This is a genomic window from Kaistia granuli DSM 23481, assembly GCF_000380505.1.
In the GTDB taxonomy this organism is placed as follows: domain Bacteria; phylum Pseudomonadota; class Alphaproteobacteria; order Rhizobiales; family Kaistiaceae; genus Kaistia; species Kaistia granuli.
In genome coordinates this window covers 19,467-41,867 of sequence record NZ_AQYH01000004.1, presented here as the reverse complement: position 1 = coordinate 41,867, position 22,401 = coordinate 19,467, and the positions used below count along the sequence as shown (strand labels likewise).

At 66.0% G+C, this 22,401-nt stretch carries 17 protein-coding genes; 4 read left to right on the top strand and 13 right to left on the bottom strand.

Annotated features, from left to right (window positions below):
• Window positions 1-36: 36 nt before the first annotated feature.
• Together G342_RS0104150 and G342_RS0104145 are read left to right on the top strand one after the other, a co-directional pair.
• Window positions 37-1,197 carry an efflux RND transporter periplasmic adaptor subunit gene (locus tag G342_RS0104150; protein WP_245557215.1) on the top strand — a complete coding sequence of 387 codons (1,161 nt, stop codon included), beginning with the start codon at window positions 37-39 and terminating at the stop codon, window positions 1,195-1,197.
• Window positions 1,197-4,337: an efflux RND transporter permease subunit gene (locus tag G342_RS0104145; RefSeq protein WP_018181844.1), complete on the top strand. Its 3,141-nt coding sequence runs from the start codon at window positions 1,197-1,199 to the stop codon at window positions 4,335-4,337. Before G342_RS0104150 ends, G342_RS0104145 begins: the two co-directional genes overlap by 1 nt.
• A gap of 99 nt (window positions 4,338-4,436) precedes the next feature.
• On the opposite strand, the gene G342_RS0104140 is transcribed toward G342_RS0104145, so the two are convergent.
• Window positions 4,437-5,489, bottom strand: a complete 1,053-nt coding sequence (locus G342_RS0104140; RefSeq protein ID WP_018181843.1) for a LacI family DNA-binding transcriptional regulator — start codon at window positions 5,487-5,489, stop codon at window positions 4,437-4,439.
• 273 nt (window positions 5,490-5,762) lie between these two features.
• Between G342_RS0104140 and G342_RS0104135 the strand changes: the two genes are divergently transcribed.
• Window positions 5,763-6,794 (top strand): aldo/keto reductase, encoded by a 1,032-nt coding sequence (locus G342_RS0104135; RefSeq protein WP_018181842.1) that lies wholly within the window; start codon window positions 5,763-5,765, stop codon window positions 6,792-6,794.
• Between the two features lie 50 nt (window positions 6,795-6,844).
• On the opposite strand, the gene G342_RS0104130 is transcribed toward G342_RS0104135, so the two are convergent.
• The 12 genes from G342_RS0104130 to G342_RS0104075 form a co-directional block, all read right to left on the bottom strand.
• Window positions 6,845-7,594 (bottom strand): SDR family NAD(P)-dependent oxidoreductase, encoded by a 750-nt coding sequence (locus G342_RS0104130; RefSeq protein WP_018181841.1) that lies wholly within the window; start codon window positions 7,592-7,594, stop codon window positions 6,845-6,847.
• Between the two features lie 117 nt (window positions 7,595-7,711).
• Window positions 7,712-8,713, bottom strand: coding sequence for a substrate-binding domain-containing protein (locus G342_RS0104125; RefSeq protein ID WP_083931074.1), 1,002 nt, complete (start codon window positions 8,711-8,713; stop codon window positions 7,712-7,714).
• A gap of 36 nt (window positions 8,714-8,749) precedes the next feature.
• On the bottom strand, window positions 8,750-9,769 hold the full coding sequence (locus tag G342_RS23205) for an ABC transporter permease (RefSeq protein WP_018181839.1): 1,020 nt from the start codon (window positions 9,767-9,769) through the stop codon (window positions 8,750-8,752).
• Entirely contained in the window at window positions 9,766-10,752 is a 987-nt protein-coding gene (locus G342_RS23200; protein ID WP_018181838.1) for an ABC transporter permease, read from the bottom strand. The genes G342_RS23205 and G342_RS23200 overlap by 4 nt, the downstream gene beginning before the upstream one ends.
• Entirely contained in the window at window positions 10,749-12,275 is a 1,527-nt protein-coding gene (locus tag G342_RS0104110; protein ID WP_018181837.1) for a sugar ABC transporter ATP-binding protein, read from the bottom strand. The genes G342_RS23200 and G342_RS0104110 overlap by 4 nt, the downstream gene beginning before the upstream one ends.
• Window positions 12,272-13,135 (bottom strand): amidohydrolase family protein, encoded by an 864-nt coding sequence (locus G342_RS0104105; RefSeq protein ID WP_018181836.1) that lies wholly within the window; start codon window positions 13,133-13,135, stop codon window positions 12,272-12,274. The genes G342_RS0104110 and G342_RS0104105 overlap by 4 nt, the downstream gene beginning before the upstream one ends.
• A 407-nt stretch (window positions 13,136-13,542) precedes the next feature.
• Window positions 13,543-15,519 (bottom strand): BCCT family transporter, encoded by a 1,977-nt coding sequence (locus G342_RS0104100; RefSeq protein WP_018181835.1) that lies wholly within the window; start codon window positions 15,517-15,519, stop codon window positions 13,543-13,545.
• 198 nt (window positions 15,520-15,717) lie between these two features.
• Window positions 15,718-16,671: a nucleoside hydrolase gene (locus G342_RS0104095; RefSeq protein ID WP_018181834.1), complete on the bottom strand. Its 954-nt coding sequence runs from the start codon at window positions 16,669-16,671 to the stop codon at window positions 15,718-15,720.
• A gap of 29 nt (window positions 16,672-16,700) precedes the next feature.
• Entirely contained in the window at window positions 16,701-17,630 is a 930-nt protein-coding gene (locus tag G342_RS0104090; protein ID WP_018181833.1) for an ABC transporter permease, read from the bottom strand.
• Entirely contained in the window at window positions 17,627-18,655 is a 1,029-nt protein-coding gene (locus tag G342_RS0104085; protein ID WP_018181832.1) for an ABC transporter permease, read from the bottom strand. The genes G342_RS0104090 and G342_RS0104085 overlap by 4 nt, the downstream gene beginning before the upstream one ends.
• Entirely contained in the window at window positions 18,652-20,193 is a 1,542-nt protein-coding gene (locus tag G342_RS23195; RefSeq protein WP_018181831.1) for an ABC transporter ATP-binding protein, read from the bottom strand. Before G342_RS23195 ends, G342_RS0104085 begins: the two co-directional genes overlap by 4 nt.
• A gap of 173 nt (window positions 20,194-20,366) precedes the next feature.
• Window positions 20,367-21,380 (bottom strand): BMP family ABC transporter substrate-binding protein, encoded by a 1,014-nt coding sequence (locus G342_RS0104075; protein WP_026304104.1) that lies wholly within the window; start codon window positions 21,378-21,380, stop codon window positions 20,367-20,369.
• Between the two features lie 176 nt (window positions 21,381-21,556).
• On the opposite strand from G342_RS0104075, the gene G342_RS0104070 reads away from it, so the two are divergent.
• The gene (locus tag G342_RS0104070) at window positions 21,557-22,396 is read left to right on the top strand and encodes an SDR family NAD(P)-dependent oxidoreductase (protein WP_018181829.1); all 840 of its coding nucleotides are present in this window, start codon (window positions 21,557-21,559) and stop codon (window positions 22,394-22,396) included.
• The last annotated feature ends 5 nt before the right edge of the window (window positions 22,397-22,401 follow it).

Below are 22,401 nucleotides of genomic sequence, written 5' to 3'. Positions count from 1 at the left end.
ATAAATCCAGTCTTCTCTTATTTGCGGTGCAATAGCATGCGATTGCCCTTCGTCGCCCGTCGATCCCTCGCAATCCTCCTGATGGGCTCCAGCCTGCTGACAGTTCCGGCGATTTCCCTGGCTCAGGCGCCGGCCGCGCCGCCGCCGCCCAGCGTCGAAATCACCACTCTTCAAGCCCGCGAAGTCCCGCTGAGCTATACCTATTCCGGCCGTATCGCGGCCTTCCGCGAGGTGCAGGTCCGCGCCCAGGTTGGTGGCATCCTCAAGGAGCGCACCTATGTCGAGGGCGCCCGCGTCAAGGCCGGCGACGTGCTCTTCCGCGTCGATCCCATGACCTATGAGGCCGAGGTCGCCAAGGCGAAGGCGCAGTTGCAGACCGCCGAGGCGCAACTGGCCCAGGCCACGCGCGACCAGACCCGCGCCGTTGAGCTGTTCGATCGCAAGGTCGGCTCGCAGAAGTCGCGCGATGACGCGGTTTCGGCGGTCGAGCTCGCGGAAGCCTCGGTGGCCGCTGCCAAGGCGCAGCTGCAATCGGCCCAGATCAATCTCGACTATGCGACCGTGCGCGCGCCGATCGACGGCATCACCAGCCTCGACGTCGTGCCGGAAGGCAGCCTCGTCGGCGTCGGCAGCGCCGATAGCCTGCTGACGACGATCACCCAGCTCGACCCGGTCTATGTCAACTTCTCCGTCGCCGACGCCAACGCCCCTGCGATGCGCCAGCTCACCGGCGGCGACAAGTCCGACGCCGACGTCAAGCTGACCGCCAGCCTTACCTTCGGCGACGGCACCCAATATGACCGGACGGGCGAGATCGACTTCACCTCGGCCAGCATCGACGTGCAGACCGGCACGATCCGCTCGCGCGCGGTCTTTGACAATCCGGATCTGGCACTGATCCCCGGCCAGTTCGTCCGCATCACCCTCTCTGGCATGAAGCTCGATTCCGCGATCGTCGTGCCCGAGATCGCCGTGATGCAGGGCCCGCAGGGCACCTTCGTCTACACGATCGACGCGGAGAATGTCGCCGCGATCACGCCCGTCACGCTCGGCCAGTCGGTCGACGGCGGCTGGATCGCGCTCGACGGCCTGAAGTCCGGCGACCAGATCGTCACATCCGGCGTCATCAAGGTGCGCGCCGGCGCCCCCGTCGCGCCGAGCAAAGCGACGGCCCAGAACACGCAGGCGCAGCCGTAATGAACCGCTTCTTCGTCGACAGGCCGGTCTTCGCGGCCGTCATTTCGATCATCATCGTGCTCGCCGGCGTCCTCGCCATGCGCGCCCTGCCGATCGCCCAGTATCCCGAACTGACGCCGCCGCAGGTGGTCGTCAGCGCCACCTATCCCGGCGCCAGCGCGGAAGTGCTGACGCAGACCGTCGCCGCCCCGCTCGAAGAACAGATCAACGGCGTCGAGGACATGCTCTACATGCAGTCGGTTAATTCGAGCTCCGGCTCGATGCAGCTGACCGTGACCTTCGCCACTGGCACCGACGCCGACCAGGCGACCATCAACGTCAACAACCGCGTGCAGCGCGCCGTCTCGGCGCTGCCGACGGAAGTCCAGCGCCTCGGCGTCACCGTCAACAAGCAGTCGAGCTCGATCCTGGCGGTGGCCGCGCTGGCTTCCGACAATCCGCAATACGATTCCGTCTATCTCGCCAACTACGCGCTACTCAACGTCATCGACGAATTGAAGCGCATTCCGGGCGTCGGCCAGGCGAACCTGTTCAGCCGCGAGAACTACGCGATGCGCGTCTGGCTCCGGCCGGACAAGCTGGCGCAGTTCGGACTGACGACGGACGACGTCGCCACCGCCATCCGCGAGCAGAACCAGCAATACGCCGCTGGCCGCGTCGGTGATCCGCCGACCGCGGGCGAACTCGTCTTCTCCTACGCCGTGACGACGGACGGGCGACTGTCCGATCCAGAGGCCTTCGGCAACATCATCCTGCGCTCCGACCCCAACGGCGCAACCCTGCGCCTGCGGGACGTCGCGCGCATCGATCTCGGCGCGCAGGACTATGGCTTCAAGGCCATCCTGAAGGGCCAGCCGACCGTTCCGATCGGCATCTATCTGCAGCCGGGCGCCAACGCGCTCAACACGATCGCGCTGGTGAAGGAAAAGCTGGACGAAATCGCCACGCGGATGCCGGAAGGCGTCAGCTACTCGATCCCCTACGACACGACGCTGTTCGTCGATCAGTCGATCCACGAGGTGATCAAGACCTTCATCGAAGCGCTGCTCCTGGTCAGCGTCGTCGTCTTCATCTTCCTGCAGAACTGGCGGGCGACGCTCATACCGTTGATCGCGGTGCCGGTCTCGATCCTCGGCACCTTCGCCGGCATGTATCTGCTCGGCTTCTCGATCAACCTCCTGACGCTGTTCGGCCTGGTGCTCGCCATCGGCATCGTCGTCGACGACGCCATCGTCGTGCTCGAGAACGTCGAGCGCATCATGACGACGGAGAAGCTGCCGCCGCGCGAGGCGACCATCAAGGCGATGAGCGAAGTGACGGGCCCCGTCATCGCCATCGTGCTGGTGCTGGTCTCGGTGTTCGTGCCCGTCGCCTTCATGGGCGGCCTCGCGGGCGAGATGTACCGGCAGTTCGCCATCACCATCGCCGTTTCGGTGACCATTTCCGGCATCGTCGCACTGACGCTGACACCGGCGCTCTGCGCGGCGATCCTGAAGCCCGGCCATCACGAGCCCTGGGCCCCATTCCGCTGGTTCAACCGCGGCTTCGACAGGATCACCCGCGGCTATACGGCCGGCGTCCGCTTCTTCCTGAAGCGCGCCCTGGTCGCTGTCGCCCTGTTCGCGGTCATGATCGGCGCCACCGTCCATCTGGCGACGAAGATCCCCGGCGCGCTCGTGCCGGACGAGGACCAGGGCGTGCTGATGGTCGTCGGCATCCTGCCGCCGGCCGCCGCGCTGACGCGCACCGCCGACGTGATGTCGACGGTGAACGACAACGTCTCGAAGCTGCCCGCCGTCGAAACCATGCTCGCCTTCTCGGGCTTCGACCTGCTGGCCGGAGCGCAGTCGCCCAGCGCCGGCGCCGGCTTCATCAAGCTGAAGGACTGGTCCGAGCGGAAGTCTCCCGAACTCGACGCCCGCGCCATGCCCGGCCAGATCATCGGCGTGAATGCCGGCATCCAGGACGGCATGGTTCTAGCCTTCAACCCGCCGCCGATCCAGGGCCTCAGCACGACCGGCGGTTTCGAGCTCTACATCCAGGACCGCGGCGGCTCGGGCACCGACAAGCTCGTCGTCGCCACGCAGGCGCTCGTCGATGCCGCGGCGAAGCGGCCCGAACTCGCCGGTGTCCGCACCACGCTGACGACCAACGTCCCGCAGTACAAGTTCAATGTCGACCGCGACAAGGCCAAGGCCCTCGGCGTACCGCTGACCTCGATCTTCGCCACCATGCAGGCGACGTTCGGCAGCCTCTACGTCAACGACTTCACGCTCTATGGCCGCAATTTCCAGGTCAAGCTGCAGTCGGAGGCCAATTTCCGCGAGAAGACGGACGACCTGAGGCAGGTCTTCGTCCGCGCCGAAAGCGGCAACATGATCCCGCTCGACACGCTCGTCACCGTCGAGCGCATGATCGGTCCGGACCTGCTGGAGCGGTTCAACAACTTCCCGGCCGCCAAGGTGATGGGCAACCCGGCCCCCGGCTATTCGTCGGGCCAGGCGCTCGCCGCCATCCGCGCGGTCGCGGCGGAAGCGCTGCCGGCCGACTACACGGTCGCCTGGACCGGTTCGGCCTACCAGGAAATCGCCACCGGCGGCACCGGTTCGCAGGCGTTGATCTTCGGCATCGTCATGGTGTTCCTGATCCTCGCCGCCCAGTATGAGCGCTGGTCGCTGCCCTTCGCGGTCATCCTGGCGGTGCCGTTCGCCCTGTTCGGCGCCTTCCTGGCGATCTGGCTGCGCGGGCTCAGCAACGACGTCTACTTCCAGATCGGCCTGGTGACGCTGATCGGCCTTGCCGCGAAGAACGCGATCCTGATCGTCGAGTTCGCGGTGATCAAGCGCGAGGAAGGCATGAGCGCCTTCGACGCGGCGCTCGAGGCGGCGCGGCTGCGCTTCCGCCCGATCGTCATGACGTCGCTTGCCTTCATCCTCGGCGTGGTTCCGCTGGCGATCTCGACGGGCGCCGGTTCGGCCAGCCGCCATTCGATCGGCACCGGCGTCATCGGCGGCATGCTGGCGGCGACGTTCATCGCCATCTTCTTCATCCCGCTGTTCTACAAGCTGATCGGCGGGCGCGAGAAGAAGAAGCCGCAGCCGGCGGTGCCGGCGGTGGAGGCGAGCCAGAAGCCGGCATAGCGCTCCGGGCATAGACCGCAACAACAAGGAACCCAGGCCGTGCCTCGCATCGCCTGGGTTCTTTCGTTTCGGGGAGTGTCTGTGGACCGGCAACCGGTCTCAGCGGCGCTCCGGCATCCCCTTGGGCGCGGCGATCGAGCTGCGTAGGATCACGCTGCTGCCGAGCATGATCCGGCGCGGCGGCATGTCGAGCCCCTTCAGCCGCTCGATCAGCAGCCCGGCCGCCTGGCGGCCGACCTCGACCATGTCGCGGTCGATCACGGTGATCGGCGGATAGACGAGCTCGCCGAGCAGCGCATCGTCGGCGCCGACGAAAGAAACATCGTCCGGGATCGACAGGCCAAGCAGCCGGACGGCCTTGAGCGCGCCATAGAAGATATCGCTGCCTGCGGCCAGAATGGCGGTCGGCGGGTTCGGCCCGGTAAGGAGATCATGTGCCTCGGCGGCGCCGCGCTCGGCGCTCTGGGTGCGGGCGCGGATCAGCCATTCGTCGACCGGCACGCCGGCCTTTTCCAACGCCCGCTTGAAGCCGGTGACCCGGTCTCGGCCGGGACGGATATTGTGCGAGGCGGTGATCAGGCCGATGCGACGATGGCCGAGTTGCAGCAACTGGCCGACCACAGTCTCGATCGGCTGGATGTGCTCGCTGTAGACGACATCCGCCTCAACCGGGATGTCACGGTCGAGCACGACGACCGGGACGCCCATGCGCTTCAACTCCTCGATCGTGCCTGTCGCCGTCTCGTCCGACAGCGTGACGATCAAGCCGTCCATCCGGCGCTGGCGGGCGGCTTGCAGGAACTCGATCTCGCGCGCCGGCGAGCGGTTCGAGGAGAAGGCGAACAGCATGTAGCCTTCCGGCGCGAACACCGCCTCGGCCCCTTGCGCGACGCGGGCAAAGACCTGGTTGGTCATATCCGGGATCAGGAAGCCGATCGTCTTGGTCTGGTTGGTGCGCATGGCGCGCGCCGCGGCGTTGGGCTGATAGCCGAGTTCGGCCATTGCGGCCTGCACGCGGGCCCGCGTCTCGGGCGCGACGCGCGGACTGTCGCTGGCGACGCGCGACACCGTACCGATCGACACGCCCGCCGTCGCCGCTACTTCGTGGATGGTCGGCTGCCGCCGGCCGCCGGCCGGCATCTTCCCTGACATAACGTTTACATCCTTCTCCAGTCTTCGGCCGGATGAGGGACACTGACCTGGGGCCGCCAGAAGATTTCATCCCGGGCAGGCTGCCATTCGGCCCGTCGTGAATCAAGGGTTATTGCGCCCGCTACACATTGCCGATGTGCACAGACCAGGATGCGGCAGCCATGTTGACGTTTACATAGTGATGCCGTTTTATGGCAAAAGCGTCTCGCCAAAGGGGCTGTCGATTCACGTCATGGTTTCGGCGCGCCGGCGGGCTTGACCACAGGGAGAGACATGACCATGGATCCATTCAAGCGCCGCCAGCTCGGCCGCACCGACGTGATGCTGCCGCAGATCGGCTTCGGCGCGGCGCCGCTCGGCGAATTGTTCACCAAGGTGACCGACGCTGATGCCGAGACGACGCTGCAGACGGCCTGGGACGCCGGCGTCCGCTATTACGACACCGCGCCCTGGTACGGGCGGGGCCAGAGCGAACACCGCGTCGGCCGCTTCCTCTACAAGCAGCCGCGCGAGGACGTGATCCTGTCGACCAAGGTCGGCCGTATCCTGCGCGCGCCGCTGCAGAAGCCGGACGAGTTCGACACCGGCTTCTGGTCCGGCGGCCTGCATTTCGACCACTACTTCGACTACAGCTATGACGGTGTCATGCGCGCCTATGAGGACAGCCTCCAGCGCCTGGGCATGAACCGCATCGACACTCTGGTGATCCACGATCTCGACTGGTGGCATCGCGGCTCGGAGCCGATGGTGCAGGCCGGCTTCGCGCAGCTCGCCAATGGCGGCTGGCGGGCGCTGGCCGATCTGAAGGCGGCCGGCCGCATCCGCGCCATCGGCGCCGGCATCAACGAGCTCGGACTGATCCCGCGCTTCCTCGAGATGTTCGACATGGACTTCTTCCTGCTGGCGCTGCGCTACACGCTCGGCGAGCAGGAGACGCTGACCAAGGAGCTGCCGCTCTGCGTCGAGCGCAATGTCGGCATCATCATCGGCGGCGTGTTCTCTTCCGGCCTCTACGCCACCGGCCCTGTACCGGGCGCGAAGTACAATTATTTCGAGCCGACGCCCGAGATCCTCGAAAAGGCCCGCCGCGTCGCTGAGGTCTGCAAGCGCCACAACGTGCCGCTGCCGGCAGCCGCGCTGCAGTTCCCGCTGCATCACCCGGCCGTCGCGTCCGTCATCCCCGGCGCATTCAAGCCGGAACAGGTGACGACCAATCTCGACCTGGTCCGCATGGAGATCCCTGGGGACCTCTGGGCCGAGCTGAAGCATGAAGGCCTGATCCGCGCCGACGCCCCGACGCCGTAGAACTCGGGCTCGCTCCCCCTCCCGCGTGCGGGGAGAGGGAGCGACGCCACTTAATACGTCGCGCGACCGCCCGAGAGGTCGAAGGTGGCGCCGGTGGTGAAAGAATTCTCCTCCGACGACAGGAAGCAGATCATCGACGCGGCTTCGGACAGTTCCAGCATCCGTCCGCGCGGGATCTTCGCGAGGATATAGGCGAGGAATTCCGGCGCCTGGCTCAGCGCCATCGTCGTCTTGGCGACCGCCGGCGTCACGGCGTTGACGGAGATGTTCTGCGTCGCCAGCTCCTTGCCGAGCGACTTGGTCAGCGCCAGAACGCCCGCCTTGGTCGAGGAATAGGCGACGGCGTTGGGATTGCCTTCCTTGCCGGCGACCGAGCTCACATTGACGATGCGGCCATAATTGCGCTCGATCATGTGCGGGACGACGGCGCGGCAGCAGTGGAAGGTGCCGGTCAGGCCGATATGGACGACGTCGCTGAAGGCCTGCGGCGGGTATTCCCAGGTCGGCGCGTTCGGGCCGACAATGGCGGCATTGTTGACCAGGATGTCGATCTGACCGAAATGGCCGATCACCGCCGCGGTCGCCGCCTCGACCGAGGCGAGATCACCGATATCGACGGCACGGCCCTCGACATTGGCGCTGCCGATCTCGGCAATCGTCTTCTCCAGCAGTGCCGCGTCGCGGTCCCAGATCGAGACCTTGCCGCCCGAGGCGAGGATGCGCTCGGCGACGGTGCGGCCGATGCCCTGGCCGCCGCCGGTGACGATGGCGACGCGGTCCTTGAAATCATAGCTGTTCATGGTGGTTCCGTTGCGACGACGGGTGGTCAGCGCGAATGCTGCGCCGACCTGCCGGTGGTTACGAAAAAGCCCGCGACGGGCCGAAGCGCGCCGCGGGCAAGAAACGGGTCGGAAGGATCAGAAGTTGAAGTCGGCGATATTCGCCTTGTCGAAGGTGGTGAGGTCGGCCTGCGTCTTGATCACGCTGTCCTTGTCGACCGTGACCTTGCCGAGACCCTCGACCTCGAAGACGGTGCCGGCCTCGTTCTTGATAGAGCCGTCCTTGACGCCGACGGCGAAGTGGGCTGCGAGCAGACCCTGGTTGTAGGGGCTCCAGAGCTGGAACGCCTCGACCGTGCCGTTCTCGATGAAGCGGCGCATCTGGTTCGGCGTGCCGAGGCCGACGACCTTGACCTGGTCGGCCTTCTTGGCCGTCTCGACAACCTGGGCGGCCGCGGCGACGCCGACGGTGGTCGGCGAGATGATGCCCTTCAAGTTCGGGAAGTTGGCGAGCAGGGCTTCCGTCTCGGTGGTCGACTTCTGCGGGTCATCATCACCGTAAGCGATGGTGACCAGCTTCATCTTGGCGTATTTCGGATCCTTCTCGAGTGTGTCCTTCATCGCCGCGATCCAGACGTTCTGGTCCGGGGCGTCGGTGGTGGCCGAGAGGATGGCGATCTCGCCCTCATAACCGATCTGCTTGCCGAGCAGCTCGACCTGCGACGGGCCGGTCTTGGTGAAGTCGACCGGCAGGATGGCCGCGTCGCGGTGCGCCTCGTTGCCGGGCATGTCGGAATTGACCGACAGGATCAGCGTGCCCTTGGCGCGGGCGCGGTCGAACACCTGGTTGAGCGCGTCGGGGCTGTTCGGCGAAATGGCGACGACGTTGACGCCACGCTGGATCTGCGCGGTGACGAACGGGATCTGCGAGGTCGCCTCGGCCGAGGCAGGCGCCACGGTGGTGAACTCGCAGCCGAGCTTCTTGCAGCCGTCCTCGAAGCCCTTGATGATCGAATCGAAATACGGGTTGCCCGTGTTCTTCGGGATGTAGACGATCGAGACCGGATCGGCCGCCTGGGCCGCGCCGGCGAACAGGACGGCGCCAAAAGCGGCGGCGAGCATCAGATTTCTTCTCAGCATGTTCAGTACCTCCCAGTTGCTGACAGACGGATCCCGCTAGCGCTGGCTGCGGGCGTAGATGGCGTTGGTCATGATGATCGAGACGATGAGCAGCAGGCCCATGACGGTCAGCTGTGCATTGATGGCGATGTTGGCGACCGTCATGCCGGTGGCGATGATGACCAGCAGCCAGGCGGCGAGGAAGGTGCCGAGGATCGAACCTCGGCCGCCAAAGATGTAGGTGCCGCCCAGCATGACGATCAGCACCATGGTGAGCTCGGCCCCGGAGGCGAGGTCGTAGCGGACCGAGCCGAGCCGCGAGGCGACCATCAGGCCCGCGATCGAGCTCGTGATCCCCGAAGCGATGAACAGGCCCATCTTGATGCGCCGGACGCGGATGCCGGCATGGATGGCGGCGATCTCGCTGGTGCCGATCTGGTAGATCTGGCGGCCATAGATGGTGATGCCGAGAAACAGGCCGAGGGCGATCGAGGCGGCGACGAAAACGAGCACCGGAACCGGCACGATGCCGACCATGCGGTAGTCAATGCCGACGAACCAGCTGGGCAAACCGCCGATCGACTTGTCGCCGGCCAACACCTGCGCGAGGCCGCGATAGAGGATCAACGTGCCAATGGTGACGATGATCGACGGCAGCCGCAGCACGGTGACGAGGAAGCCGTTGAAGGCGCCCATGACCAGCCCTGCCAGCAGGCTGACGCCCATGGCGACGGGGATCGGCAGCCCGGCCTTGAAGGCGGTGCCGAACAGGCAGGCGGAAAGCGCCATCTGGGCCGCCGGCGACAGGTCGATCTCGCCGGAGATGATGACCAGCGTCAGCACCAGCGCGACGATGGCGAACTCGATGTAATAGGTCGAGCTTTCCAGAATGAAGCCGAGATCGGCGAAGAAGGGCGACAGCCGGCTGGCGACGATTGTCGCCACAACCAACAGGATGAGGGTCACCGTCTCGGGGCGGATCAGCAACACCTGCCAGCGCGGACGAGGGGCCGCCGCCTCGCGCACGACGACCGTCGACGGGGCGGCGGCGACTGGGTTCTTGTCGATGGAGTTCATGCGCCACCCCGGGCAAGCAGGCCGCGCAGACCGCCCTGGCGGACGGTGCGGTCAATGACGAGGGCGATCAGGATGATCCCTCCATAGATGGCGTTCTGCCAGAAGCCGGAGACACCGAGGATCGGCAGCGCCACCTGGACAGAGCCGAGCAGCAGCACGCCGAGCACCGTGCCGAGCACGGAGCCGACGCCGCCATTGATCGAGACGCCGCCGATCACCACCGCCGCGATGACAGTGAACTCGAAGCCGACGCCGGTGATGCCGGGATTCACATAGCCGAAGCGAGCGGCGTAGATCAGACCGGCAAGGCCGGCGAGCGCGCCCGAGAGGGTGAAGACGAGGATCGTCACCGGCATGACGCGGATGCCCCTCAGGGGTGCCGCAGAAGGATTGGAGCCGATCGCGTAGATCTGCCGGCCGACCTGTGCATAGGTGACGAACAGCCAGGTGGCGAACGCCACCGCGAAGGCGATGATGACGATCCAGGGGACGTCGATTGGCGAGGTCTGCGCCATGCGGATCAGCGGCTCGGGGATGTCGTTCGGATCGATCTGCTTCGAACCCGACAGGATGAACAGCAGGCCGCGATAGAGGCTGAGCGTGCCGAGCGTCACGATGATCGACGGCAGCTTGAACAGCGTGACGACCAGGCCGTTGACGAAGCCGAGCGCTGCGCCCGACAGCACGCCGACGGCGAAGCCGACGGCAAGCGGCAGGTCGGGGTAGTCCCGAAACACCATGCCGGCGGCGATGGCCGAAAAGCCGAGGATCGAGCCGATCGAGAGGTCGACGTTGCGCGAGACCAGAACCATCATCTGGCCCATGGCGGCGACCAGGATCAGCGGCACGGCGAGCAGCACGATGCGCAGCGTCTCAGTCGAGAGGAAGCGCGGCTGGATCAGGCCGACGACGACGACGAACAGCACCAGCATGACGAGGATGCCGGCCTCGCGGGCGCGGAACAGGCGTGCGATCGAACTCATGCCGCCGCTCCCGAGACTGTATGGCGCCCGGTGCGCGGCACGGCGGCATGCATGATCGCCTCCTGGCTCGCCTCGGCGCGCGGAATATCCGCCGTCAGCTTACCTTCGGACATGACGAGGATGCGGTCGGACAAGGCGAGCAACTCCGGCAATTCGGAGGAAATCAGCAGGATGGCGCGGCCGCCGGCGGCGAGTTCACCGATCATGTCGTAGAACTCGGCCTTGACGCCGATGTCGATGCCGCGCGTCGGCTCGTCGAGGATCAGGATATCCGGCTCGGCCAGCAGCCAGCGGGCGAGGATCGCCTTTTGCTGGTTGCCGCCGGAAAGCTCGCCGATCGGCTGGCGTACGGTGGCGAGGCGAATGCGAAGCTTCTCGACCGATTGCTGCGCCAGCCGCTTCTCGACGGCGCGGCGGATGATGCCATTGGGAGCGATCTGCTTCGGCACAGCGGCGGTGATGTTGGTCTCGACCGAGAGCGAGCGGAAGATGCCGGCAATGGCGCGATCCTCCGACACCAGCGCGATGCCGAGGCCGATGGCATCGGTCGGCTCGTGGATGGTGACGGGCTTGCCGTCGATCTCGATGACGCCCGAGGCGGCCGGCGCGACGCCGAAGATGGCGCGGGCGACGTCGGTTCGGCCGGCGCCGACCAGGCCGCCGAGGCCGACGATCTCGCCCTTGCGGACGTCGAAATTGATGTTCTCGAACCGCCCCGGCAGGGTCAGCGCACGGACCGACAGAGCCACGTCACCGACATGACCAACGCCGCGATGCAGATAGTCGGCGACCGGGCGGCCGATCATGCGGCGGATGATGTCGGCATCGGTCAGGTTCGTCGTCGCCGCCGTCTCGATCTTGTCGCCATCGCGAAAGATGGTGACGCGGTCGCAGATGGCGCGCACTTCTTCCAACCTGTGCGAGATGAAGATGATGGTCCGGCCCTCTTCGCGCAGGCGACGGACGATGCCGAACAGCGTCTCGACCTCCTTCGGCGTCAGCGCGGCGGTCGGCTCGTCCATGATGATCAGCCGGCTGTCGGAAGCGAGGGCGCGGGCGATCTCGACCATCTGCTGGTCGGCGATCGAAAGACCGCGCATCGGCACGGTGACGTCGATCGGGACGTTCAGCAGGCCCATCAAGCGGCGCGCCTCCTTGGCGAGTTCCGCCCAGCGGACGCGGCCGAGCGGCTTGCCGCCGACCTGGCCGATGACGAGGTTCTCGGCCACCGAAAGATCGGGAAACGAGATCGGCTCCTGGTGGATCAGCGTAATGCCGAGCCGCTGCGCGCCAATCGGCGAACCGATCTCGACGAGCTTGCCGCCGAGTTCGATCGTGCCGCGCGTCGGCCGGTGCACCCCGGCGAGGATTTTGGCAAAGGTCGATTTTCCCGCGCCGTTCTCGCCGAGCAGGGCATGCACCTCCCCCGGCAACAGATCGAGGTCGACATTGCGAAGAACCTCGACGCCGCCGAAGGATTTCGAAATGCCGCGCGCCGAAACGAGCGGCCTCAACTCTGTCATCGCGCCGGCTCCAGGCGATAGAAGCGGACGGCGTTGTCGCGCCAGAATTTCTGCCGCTCGGCATCGGTGGCGGAGGCGAGGATGTCGTCGAGAAGGCCGACCCAGCGGCGATACTCGATCGCCTGCACGGCCACCGGCCAATCGCCGCCGAACATCACGCGGTCGAAGCCAAAGGCGTCGATCGCGACCTCGACGTAGCGCTTCAGCTGATCGTCGGTCCAGTTGGCGTGATCGGCCTCGGTGGCGACGCCCGAGATCTTGCAGACGACATGCGGCATCGCCGCCAGCTCGCGCATCTGGCTCGCCCACGGCTCGATCTCGCCGGCCTTGATGCGCGGCTTGCCGATATGATCGAGGATCATCGGCACTTCCGGCACCTGCGCCGCGAATTTCAGGGCATTCGCCATGGTGCGCTGATCGACGCAGATATCGAAAGAGAGGTCGAAATCGGCGAGTGTCCGCACGCCCTCGATGAAATCGGGACGCAGGCAGAAATCGACGTCCGGCTCGAACTGGATGATACGGCGGATGCCGCGCAGGATGTCGTGCCGGGCGAGGCGCTCGAGATCGTCGGCGACGGCGCGCCCCTTCTCCAGCGGCGCCCAGGCGACCATGCCTTTGATGCGCGGATCGACTTTGGCGAGTTCGGCGACCCAGTCCGCCTCGTCCTGGTACTGCGCGGGATCGACCTCGCACTGCAGGAACACCATGGCCTCGACACCGAGACCCTCGGTCGCTTCATTGTAGCGGTCGAGGAGATAGGCCTGATCGAGCACGGGATTGCCGTCGAGCCAAGCATAGCGAAGCTTCGCCGGATCCCAGAGATGCAGATGCGTATCGACGATCGGGGAATGCGACATCAGATCGCCCCCGTCCGGATGGCCATGACAATCAATCCGCCGTTCTGGCGCATGTGCACTCCTCCCCATTCCCGGCATCCTGCGATGCCATCGAGGCGCCCTCACCGCGCCCCGTCCTCATGTAAACGTCAACATGCTACCCTTGCAGCCGTCAAGCAGGATTCGTCGGAACGCGCCGGCTTTTCCAGCCGCTTTGCAGCGCTGTCTTGTACCAAACCGTTCGCTATCCTCCGGTTCCAGCCGTTCCGGCCGGCACGATGCGAGCGATCCGCCAGGGACATGTCGGTGAAAACGTTGGTCATGCCCTATCGGCAATCCGGCTCATGGCGCGACATCGCGAGCGCCGGCGGCTAGGCACGCCAAAGCCGTTGAGGGGATCCTGGAGAATGCGCGAGGCTGAACGGCGCCTAGTGCTCCGGGGCCGCCGTCAGGAGCGATGTCGCCGGCGACTGCGACTGGGCGATGTAGCGCTCGAACTTGGCGAGGACATCGTTGATGATCTGCTCCTGCGACATGCCCATGATGTCGTAGCCGCGGCTGCCGTCCGAAAAGAACGTGTAAGCCTCGTAGCGGAAATTGGTCCGGGTCGCGTCATAGGCGGTGAAGGCGGGCAGCTTGTGCTCGACCCGCCGCACGCCATAGATGAAGTTGCGGACATCATCGGCCGGCGCCGTCAGCGCGATCGTGCCGGCCTCGCGATCAAACTCGACCTCCGCTGCCCGCGAGCGCGCCTGCAGCTCCTTCGCCACGGCATGCAGCGCCGGGCTCGCCGCGTTTTCCAGGAAACGGTCGATATCCCGGGCGTCAGGCGCGCGCAGCAACAGCGCCAGCCGCTTCTGCCAGGCCATGCCGGAAGCCGGATAGGCCTGGGGGACCGCCGCCATCTGGGTCTGGCTGTTCGCCACATCGGCCTTCATGCCGGCAAACAGCGCCCAAACGAGAACCAGCATGACGATCGAGAACGGCAGCGCCGTCGAAATGGTGGCGGACTGCAGCGCCGAGAGACCGCCGGCAGCCAGAAGCACGGCGGCGACGGCCCCGCTCAGCAGGCACCAGAAGATGCGCTGGAGGAACGGCGTATCCGTCCGCCCGCCGGCGGCGATCGTATCCATGACGATCGAGCCGGAATCCGCCGAGGTGACGAAAAAGATGACGATCAGCGCCACCGCCAGGCCCGACGTCACGGCCGCGAAAGGCAGATACTGGAAGAACTGGAACAGCGCCACGGACAGATCCGCCTGCACGGCTTTCGCCAGCGCGCCATTGGCCACGGTGGTGTCGATCTCCATCGCCGTGTTGCCAAACACCGTCATCCAGAAGAAGGTGAACCCCGCCGGCATGAACAGGACGGCGACGACGAATTCCCGCACCGTCCGCCCGCGCGAGATGCGCGCGATGAACATGCCGACGAAGGGCGACCAGGAGATCCACCAGGCCCAGTAGAACAGCGTCCATTTGTCGATCCAGGGACGCGGCTCGTAGGCGTAGATGTTGAAAGTGCGCAACAGGATGCTGTCGAGATAGAGGCCGATGTTCTGCACGAAGTCCCGCATCAGCAGGCGGGTCGGCCCGACAACCAGCACGAACAGCATCAGGAGAACGGCGACCGACAGATTGAGCTCGCTCAGGATGCGGACCCCCTTGTCGAGCCCGGATATGACGGACATGGTCGCGATCGCCGTCACGACGACTACCAGCAGGATCTGCACCGACAGCGAGACGGGCACGCCGAGCAGAAAATTCAGGCCCGCATTGATCTGCAGCACGCCGAAACCCAGCGATGTCGCCAGCCCGAACATGGTCCCGCAGATGGCGAAGATATCGACGGCATGGCCGATCGGCCCGTTGATCCTCTCCTTCAGGATCGGATAGAGGCCGGAGCGGATGGTCAGCGGCAGGTTGTAGCGATAGCCGAAATAGGCGAGCGACAGCCCGACCACCGCATAGATGGCCCAGGCATGCATGCCCCAATGGAAGAAGGTCACGCTCATCGCTTCGCGCTTGGCGGCGATCGTCAGCGGCGCGGCTTCCGGCGGCGACGCGAAATGGGTCATCGGCTCGCCGACGGCGAAATACATCATGCCAATGCCCATGCCGGCGGCGAACAGCATCGACAGCCAGGAGCGGAAGCGGAAGTCCGGCACGGCGTCGTCCGGCCCCAGCTTCAGATCGCCGTAGCGGCCGAACGAGAGCAGGATCATGGCGATCAGGAAGATGCCGACCGCCAGCAGGTACAGCCAGCCGAACCCCGACAGGATCGCGGCCTGCATGCCGCTGAAGATATCGTCGGCCTGCCGGGGGAATAGGACGCCGATCCCGACGAACAGAACAACAATCGCAACGGAACCGAAAAACACCGGCGGATTGACAACAAATTTCGGCACTCTCGGCGCCTCCGAATTGTTGCGGTTCCTGCGACGGAAACGAGAGCGAACTCTGCGCCCGAAAGATCAGAAGAGCGGGAGAATTGCTGCCGGCGACACCGGTCTACAATAGGGCTCCCGGTCTTCTGTTCAATCTGGTTCGCAACACGAAGCCCGAAAGGGTTCCGAAATCGCGTTGCCTGGGGTCAGCAAACGGCCTCAGCGACCCTTCATCAGCGCCATAAAGTCGGCCTCGAAGCGGGGGCGGTCGACGGTCATGGCGACATTGGCGTTGTGGAACGGGATCGCCGTGCGGCGGCGGTCGGCAACCGTCGAGCCGCGTGTCAGTTCGCCATGCAGCTCGATATCGACATACATCCGCTCCAGGCCGACCAAAGTCGGATCCTCGGCGACGGCGACGGCGAGCGGATCGTGCAGGCCGCAGCCCTGGATGCCCGGATACATCGTCTTGTAGGCGTCGACGTAGAACTGGGTGATCTGCATCAGCGTCTGCGCGGCGTGATCGCCCTCGCGCGAAATCTCGGCCATCATGGCGGTCGAGAGCAGGGTCGTCATGGTCACGTCCATGCCGACCAGCGTCACGTTGGCGCCGGCCTGCAGGACGATGTGGGCCGCTTCCGGATCATTGGCGAAATTGGCATCGACCATCGGCGCGATCGGCCCATGAATGCCCGGATGCAGGACGGTCGAGCCCATCACGACGATCTGCTTCACCAGCTTGGCGATCTCCGGCGCCTTGGTGATGGCGAGCGCGACATTGGTGATCGGGCCGACCGGGCAGAGCGTGATCTCGCCGGGGTTCTCCCTGATGAGGCGGATCATCAGATCGGCGGCGTGCTCGTCGACAGCCTTGATCTTCGGCTTCGGCAATTCGACATCGCCGAGCGCGTTGGAGCCATGGATATGATCGGCCATGCGCTGGTAGGGGCGGATCAGCGAGCGGGCGACGCCCTGGGCCACCGGGATCTCGGGACGCCCGAGCAGTTCCAGGATCTTCAGCGTGTTCTCGGTCGCGATCACCGTGTCGGTGTTGCCGAAGGTGGTGGTCAGCGCCTCGAGCTTAATACCCGGGCGACGCACTGCGTAGAAGATCGCCATGGCGTCGTCGACGCCGGTGTCGACGTCGAGGATCATGCGGCAGGTTTCGGTCATGGCGGGGTCCTTGATTGCAGGGGCACGCCTCAGGCGTGCGCGGTAAGGGTCTCGGCGGCGCGGCGCTTCAGCCGCTTGCGATGGCTGAGCGCCAGGGCGAGAAGCGTCACCACATAGGGCACGATGTCGGTCAGCTGGTTGGGCAGGCCCTGACTCTGCAGGCGGACGGAGAGCGCGTCGGCAACGCCGAACAGCACGCAGGCGAGTGCCGCCCAGAGCGGATGATTGCGGCCGAGCATGACGGCGACGACGGCGATCCAGCCGCGGCCGGCGCTCATGTCCTCGGAAAAGATGCTGACGGTGCCGAGCGAGAGCTGCGCGCCGCCAAGCCCGGTCAGGCCGCCTGCGAACAAGACGGTCGCCACGCGGTAGCGCAGCACGTCGATGCCCATCGTGCCGGCGGCGCTCGCATCCTCGCCGACGCCGCGCAGGCGCAGGCCCACCGGCGTGCGGAACATCATGATGGTCACGGCGGCGGTCAGGATCCAGGCGAGCCAGGTGATCGCTGTCTGCCGCGAAAAAATCCAGCCGATCCAGGGGATGGTGTTGATCGCGTCGATGCGGATCTTGCTCAGCCCGACAATGGCCGGGTCGGAAAACGTGCCGGAAACGCCGAACATCTGCCGCAGCAGATAGGCCGTCAGGCCGGAGGCGAGCAGGTTCATGCCGATGCAGATGACGACGGGGTCGCCTTTGAACCAGGTCGCGCCATAGGCGAGGATCAGCGAGAACAGCACGGTGAACACAATGGCGAACAGCACGCCGCCAAGCGCGCTGCCGGTGGCGTAGGAGCCGACGACGGCGGCAAAGGCGCCGACGAGCAGCTGGCCTTCCATCGCCATGTTGAAGACGCCGACCCGGCCGCAAAGCGTGCCGGCGAGCGCTGCCAGCAGGATCGGCGTGATCGACTGGACGGCGGAATTGACCAGCGACGGCGTGATGAAGCTCATCAGGCTCATGACGACTTCCTCCCGACGCCGTGGCGTATGGCGAGGAAGAGGATGATGACGGCCTGCAACACCATGGTGAGGACGCGCGGGATCGCCGTCTCTCGCTGCATGGCGAAGCCGCCCGTCTGCAGCCCGGCGAAGAACAGCCCGGCGGCGATGGCGCCGAGCGGGGCGCCGCCGGCGAGCAGCGCCGCCATCAGGCCGGACCAGGTGTAGCCCGGCGTCAGCAGCGCGCCATCCTGGTAGCGATAGAGCGAGCCGAGCACGAGGATGGCGCCGACCAGGCCGGCGATTGCGCCGCTGGCGAACATCACCCGCACCTGCTGCGAAGCCAAGCGAACGCCGCCATAGCCGGCGAACTTGGCGTTGAGCCCGCGCATGCGCAACTCGTAGCCGCCGACCGTGCGGCGATCGTAGAAGACGACGGCGATGGCGACGACGATCATCAGGATCAGGCCGATATTGAGCGGGCCGGAAATCACCGGAAGCCTAGCCGCGTCCGGGATCATCCGGGTCTGGGCGAGGCCGGTCGCCATGTCGCGCAGCGGGAAACCGACAAGATAGGAGGCAACACCGATCGCCGGATAGGACAAGAGCAGCGTCGAGATCAGCATCGGGATGCCGAATCGCGTCTCGCCCCAGGCGGCGAGCGAGGCATAGAGGCCGGAGGCGATCATGGCGCAGAGGATGCTGGCTGTGATCAAAAGCGGACCAGGCAGCGGCAGATAGAGTGCCGCCAGCGCCGCGACGAGGCCGCCGATGACGAGCTGGCCGTCGCCGCCGAGATTGACCATGCCGCCGCGCAAGGGCAGCGCCGCGACCAGCGTCATGCCGACCAGCGGCACGGCCCAGTTCAGCGTGTTGGGCCAGTTCGCCGGTGCCAGCGCGCCGATCAGGATCTCGCGATAGGCGGCGATCGGATCGCCGCCCGAGGCGAGCACCAGCAGTCCGCCAATGAGGATGCCGATCCCGATCGCCAGCGGCACCGCCGGGATTTGCGGCAGCCTTGTGGTCCGCACGCTACGCTCGCTCATGCGGCCTCCGTTCCGTCAGTCAGATGCGCGTCGCGGACGCGGCCGGCCATCAGCAGGCCGAGCGTTTCCTCGTCGGCCTCGGCGGCGGGCAGTTCGGCCAGGATGCGGCCGTCGAACATGACGAGCACGCGATCGGCGAGCGCCAGGATCTCGGTCAGTTCGGCCGACACCAGCAGCACGGCGCCGCCGCGATCACGCTCGGCGACCAGCTGGCCATGAATGAATTCGATGGCGCCGACATCGACGCCACGCGTCGGCTGCTCGGCGATCAAGAGCGGCGCCCGATGCGACAGCTCGCGCGCGACCACCACCTTCTGCAGATTACCGCCCGAGAGCGTGCCGACGGCGAGCTGTTCGGAGCCGATCTTGACGCCGAAACGCTCGATCAGCGTCTTCGCATGCGAGGTGACCGCGTTTCGGTCGAGGAGGCTGCCGTTCGAAAGCGGCGGCTTGCGCTGAAAACCCATGGCGAGATTGTCGGCGGCCGAGGCGGCGAGCGCCGTGCCGGTCGTGGCGCGATCTTCCGGGATATAGGCGAGGCCGGCGTCGCGATGGCGCTCGACATCAAGCGCCGTGACGTCGGTGCCGTGGATCGAAACCGTGCCGCCATCGGAAATCCGCAGGCCGGTCAGCGCCTCGATCAGCTCGGTCTGGCCGTTGCCGGCGACGCCGGCGATGCCGACGATTTCTCCCGCGCGGATAGCGAGATCGACGCGATCGACCACCGGCTTGCCACCATCGGTGGCGACCGTCAGGCCTCGCGCCTCGAGCACGACCGCGCCAGGATTGGCGGGGCTCTTTTCGACGGTCAAATTGACCGCCCGGCCGGTCATGGCGCGGATGATCTCGCGGGCCGAGGTCTCTGAAGTCACCATGCGGTCCACGACCTTGCTATCGCGCAGCACGGTGACGCGGTCGGTGATCGCCATCACCTCATGCAGCTTGTGGGTGACGAACAAAATGGTTCGGTCGTCGGCGGTCAGGTAACGGATGATGTCGAACAGGCCGTCACGCTCCTGCGGCGTCAGCACGGCGGTCGGCTCGTCGAGGATCAGCACCCGGGCGTCGCGATAGAGTGCCTTCAGGATTTCGACGCGCTGGCGCACGCCGACCGACAGGCGCCCGACGACGGCGTTGGGGTCGACCTGCAGGCGATAGCGTTCGGCCAGAGCCGCGACGCGCCGCGCCGCCTCGCGCCGATCGATGAAGCCGAAGCGGGTCGGCTCCATGCCATAGACGACATTTTCCCAGACCGTCAGCGAATTGAACAGCTTGAATGCCTGATGGACCATGCCCATGCCGGCGCCAATGGCATCCAGCGCCGAACGGTAGTGCATCTCGGCGCCGCGCAGCACGATACGGCCGGCGTCCGGCTGCTGCATGCCGTAGAGGATCGACATCAGCGTCGACTTGCCGGCGCCGTTCTCGCCCATCACGGCGTGGACCTCGCCGCGCAGGACGGAGAGGTCGACATGGTCATTGGCGACGAGCGGCCCGTAGCGCTTGACGATGCCGGTGGCTTCTAGCTCGATCGTCATCCCAGCTTCGATCTTTTTTTGGAAATCGCGCTCCGGCTGCGGAAACGCCACTCGCCCCGCCGAGCGCGGGCACAATCGGGCGGAGCCTATCGGTCCGAATGCCAATCCGGTCAAGCCCGGATCGGAAGGGGATCGCGCGGCGGATCCGCGCGACCCTTCAACGACAACGACCGTTACTTGGCGAGCTGCATCGGATCGGCGACCTTCACCGTTCCGGCTACGACCTCGTCGCGCAGCGCCTTCACCTTGGCGATGACGTCCGGGAACTTGACGATCAGGCAGCCCGATTCCTCGAGGCCCGGCTCCAGGCTGGTCAGCGTCATGCCGCCCTCGGCGAGGCCGTAGGTAGCGAAGGCCGGCTGGTCGCCCTTGAACAGGCCGGCGACGCCCTTCTCGATGACAATGTCGGTGCGCTTCTGGACATTGTCCATGACGAGGCCCGGCGCCTGCGGGCACTGGTTGCTGTCGACACCGAAGGCCGCCGCGCCCGGCAGGTCTTCCATCGCCTTGAAGATGCCGCCATTCGAGCCGGCGCCGCCTGCCATGATGCGATCGGTGTTGTCCGAGACCATGATGCTGGCGCGCTGCTGGCCGCGGGCCGGATCGGAGAACGGATTGTTACCGCCGATCCAGAGCGTCGGGGCGATCTCGATCTCCGGCTTCACATGCTTGGCGCCCTCGGCGAAGGGATCCGTGTAGCGATGGATGAAGGGGATATCGAGCGCGCCAATGGCACCCACCTTGCCGGTCTCGCTGGTCAGCGCCGCCTCGGCGCCGGCGAGGAAGCTCGCCTCATATTCGCGGAACACCGAGCAATGGACGTTCGGGCCCGGCGTCTGCGGGCAGCTGTCGACGAGCAGGAACTTGGTGTCGGGATAGGACTTGGCGACTTCCGGCAGCACGTCGTTGAACTCGAAGCCGACGGCGATCACCACCTTGGCGCCTTCCTTGGCGGCGGCGTCGAGATTCTGACGGATGGTCGTCGGATCCGTGCTCTCATAGACCTTGGCGGTGGCGCCGACGGCTTCCGCCGCCTTTTCCGTGCCCGCCTTGGCGAGCTTGAGGAAGTCGTTCACGCCGACCGGATTGGGCGAGACGAAGACGATCAGCGGCTTCGCGTCCTGAGCCTCGGCCGCCGACACCGCCATCAGCGCAGCCGCGCCAGCCAAAAGACCCCGAAGCCTCATCTGCAATCTCCTGCAATGTTGAATGGCCGGAAGATATCGACTCAGGGATGACGCCACAACTGCGATTGACCGCCTATCGATCCCGCCTATTCTGCGCGCAGGCGATATCCCCCCGATCGCCCTACCCCGCGCCCCGCGATCTGGAAGGACCGGCACGAGCCGGCGAAGGAACCCCGATGTCGAAATACGAGACCCGCCGCCCGGACAGGCCGCTGCCGATCCGCAAGAGCCGCGCCTTCCCCGTCCATGCCGGCAAGGGCTTCCTCGTCACCGGAGGTACGGGCGGCATCGGACGCTCGATCGCGGAGCTCCTGATCGCCCAGGAGGCGCGGGTCGTCATCGCCGATCTGAAGCAAGAGAGCGTCGACGAAACGGTAGAAGCGCTGGGCGGCGCCGCCGGTGGCTGCTTCGGCGTCGTCATGGACGTCGCCTCCGAGGCGGCGGTAGCGGCCGGTGTGGCAAAATCGATCGAGTTGCTCGGCCGCGTCGACGGCCTCGTCAATTCCGCCGCCATCGTGCTGCATGCCGATCCGATGTCGATCTCGCGCTCCGACTGGCAGAGGCAGTTCGAGATCAACCTGTTCGGCGCCTATGACGTGTCGCGGCTGGTGGCCGCCCACATGATCGAGCATTCGATCCCCGGCGCCATCGTCTCGATCGCCTCGGAATCCGGCAAGAAGGGCCATGTCGAGTCACTCGCCTACAGCGCCTCCAAGGCCGGCATGATCTCGATGACGCGCATGCTGTCGGAAGCGCTGGCCGCCTATGACATCAACGTCAACTGCGTCTGCCCGGGCGGCGTCGCGACGCCGATGCTGAAGGAAGTGTCGGAAGCCTATTCGGAGTTCACCGCCGAGCCGGCGCCCGAGATCTTCGACAAGATGGTGGCGGCGCAGCTCGTGCGTCACATCCAGCCGGTCGAGGTGGCCAGGTTGACCTCCTTCCTGCTCGGTGACGATGCCATGCTGGTGCGCGGCCAGGCCGTCAACGCCGACGCCGGCGAGACGCCGTACTGAGCGAG

Excerpts from the sequence above, each read along its gene's own strand:
- G342_RS0104105 (WP_018181836.1), bottom strand. The coding sequence starts at position 13,135 with ATGTCGCATTCCCCGATCGTCGATACGCATCTGCATCTCTGGGATCCG.
- G342_RS0104125 (WP_083931074.1), bottom strand. The coding sequence starts at position 8,713 with ATGCTGAGAAGAAATCTGATGCTCGCCGCCGCTTTTGGCGCCGTCCTG.
- G342_RS0104130 (WP_018181841.1), bottom strand. The coding sequence starts at position 7,594 with ATGAACAGCTATGATTTCAAGGACCGCGTCGCCATCGTCACCGGCGGC.
- G342_RS0104095 (WP_018181834.1), bottom strand. The coding sequence starts at position 16,671 with ATGACCGAAACCTGCCGCATGATCCTCGACGTCGACACCGGCGTCGAC.
- G342_RS0104145 (WP_018181844.1), top strand. The coding sequence starts at position 1,197 with ATGAACCGCTTCTTCGTCGACAGGCCGGTCTTCGCGGCCGTCATTTCG.
- G342_RS0104085 (WP_018181832.1), bottom strand. The coding sequence starts at position 18,655 with ATGAGCGAGCGTAGCGTGCGGACCACAAGGCTGCCGCAAATCCCGGCG.
- G342_RS23205 (WP_018181839.1), bottom strand. The coding sequence starts at position 9,769 with ATGAACTCCATCGACAAGAACCCAGTCGCCGCCGCCCCGTCGACGGTC.
- G342_RS0104135 (WP_018181842.1), top strand. The coding sequence starts at position 5,763 with ATGACCATGGATCCATTCAAGCGCCGCCAGCTCGGCCGCACCGACGTG.
- G342_RS0104150 (WP_245557215.1), top strand. The coding sequence starts at position 37 with ATGCGATTGCCCTTCGTCGCCCGTCGATCCCTCGCAATCCTCCTGATG.
- G342_RS0104110 (WP_018181837.1), bottom strand. The coding sequence starts at position 12,275 with ATGACAGAGTTGAGGCCGCTCGTTTCGGCGCGCGGCATTTCGAAATCC.
- G342_RS23200 (WP_018181838.1), bottom strand. The coding sequence starts at position 10,752 with ATGAGTTCGATCGCACGCCTGTTCCGCGCCCGCGAGGCCGGCATCCTC.
- G342_RS23195 (WP_018181831.1), bottom strand. The coding sequence starts at position 20,193 with ATGACGATCGAGCTAGAAGCCACCGGCATCGTCAAGCGCTACGGGCCG.
- G342_RS0104070 (WP_018181829.1), top strand. The coding sequence starts at position 21,557 with ATGTCGAAATACGAGACCCGCCGCCCGGACAGGCCGCTGCCGATCCGC.
- G342_RS0104140 (WP_018181843.1), bottom strand. The coding sequence starts at position 5,489 with ATGTCAGGGAAGATGCCGGCCGGCGGCCGGCGGCAGCCGACCATCCAC.
- G342_RS0104075 (WP_026304104.1), bottom strand. The coding sequence starts at position 21,380 with ATGAGGCTTCGGGGTCTTTTGGCTGGCGCGGCTGCGCTGATGGCGGTG.
- G342_RS0104090 (WP_018181833.1), bottom strand. The coding sequence starts at position 17,630 with ATGAGCCTGATGAGCTTCATCACGCCGTCGCTGGTCAATTCCGCCGTC.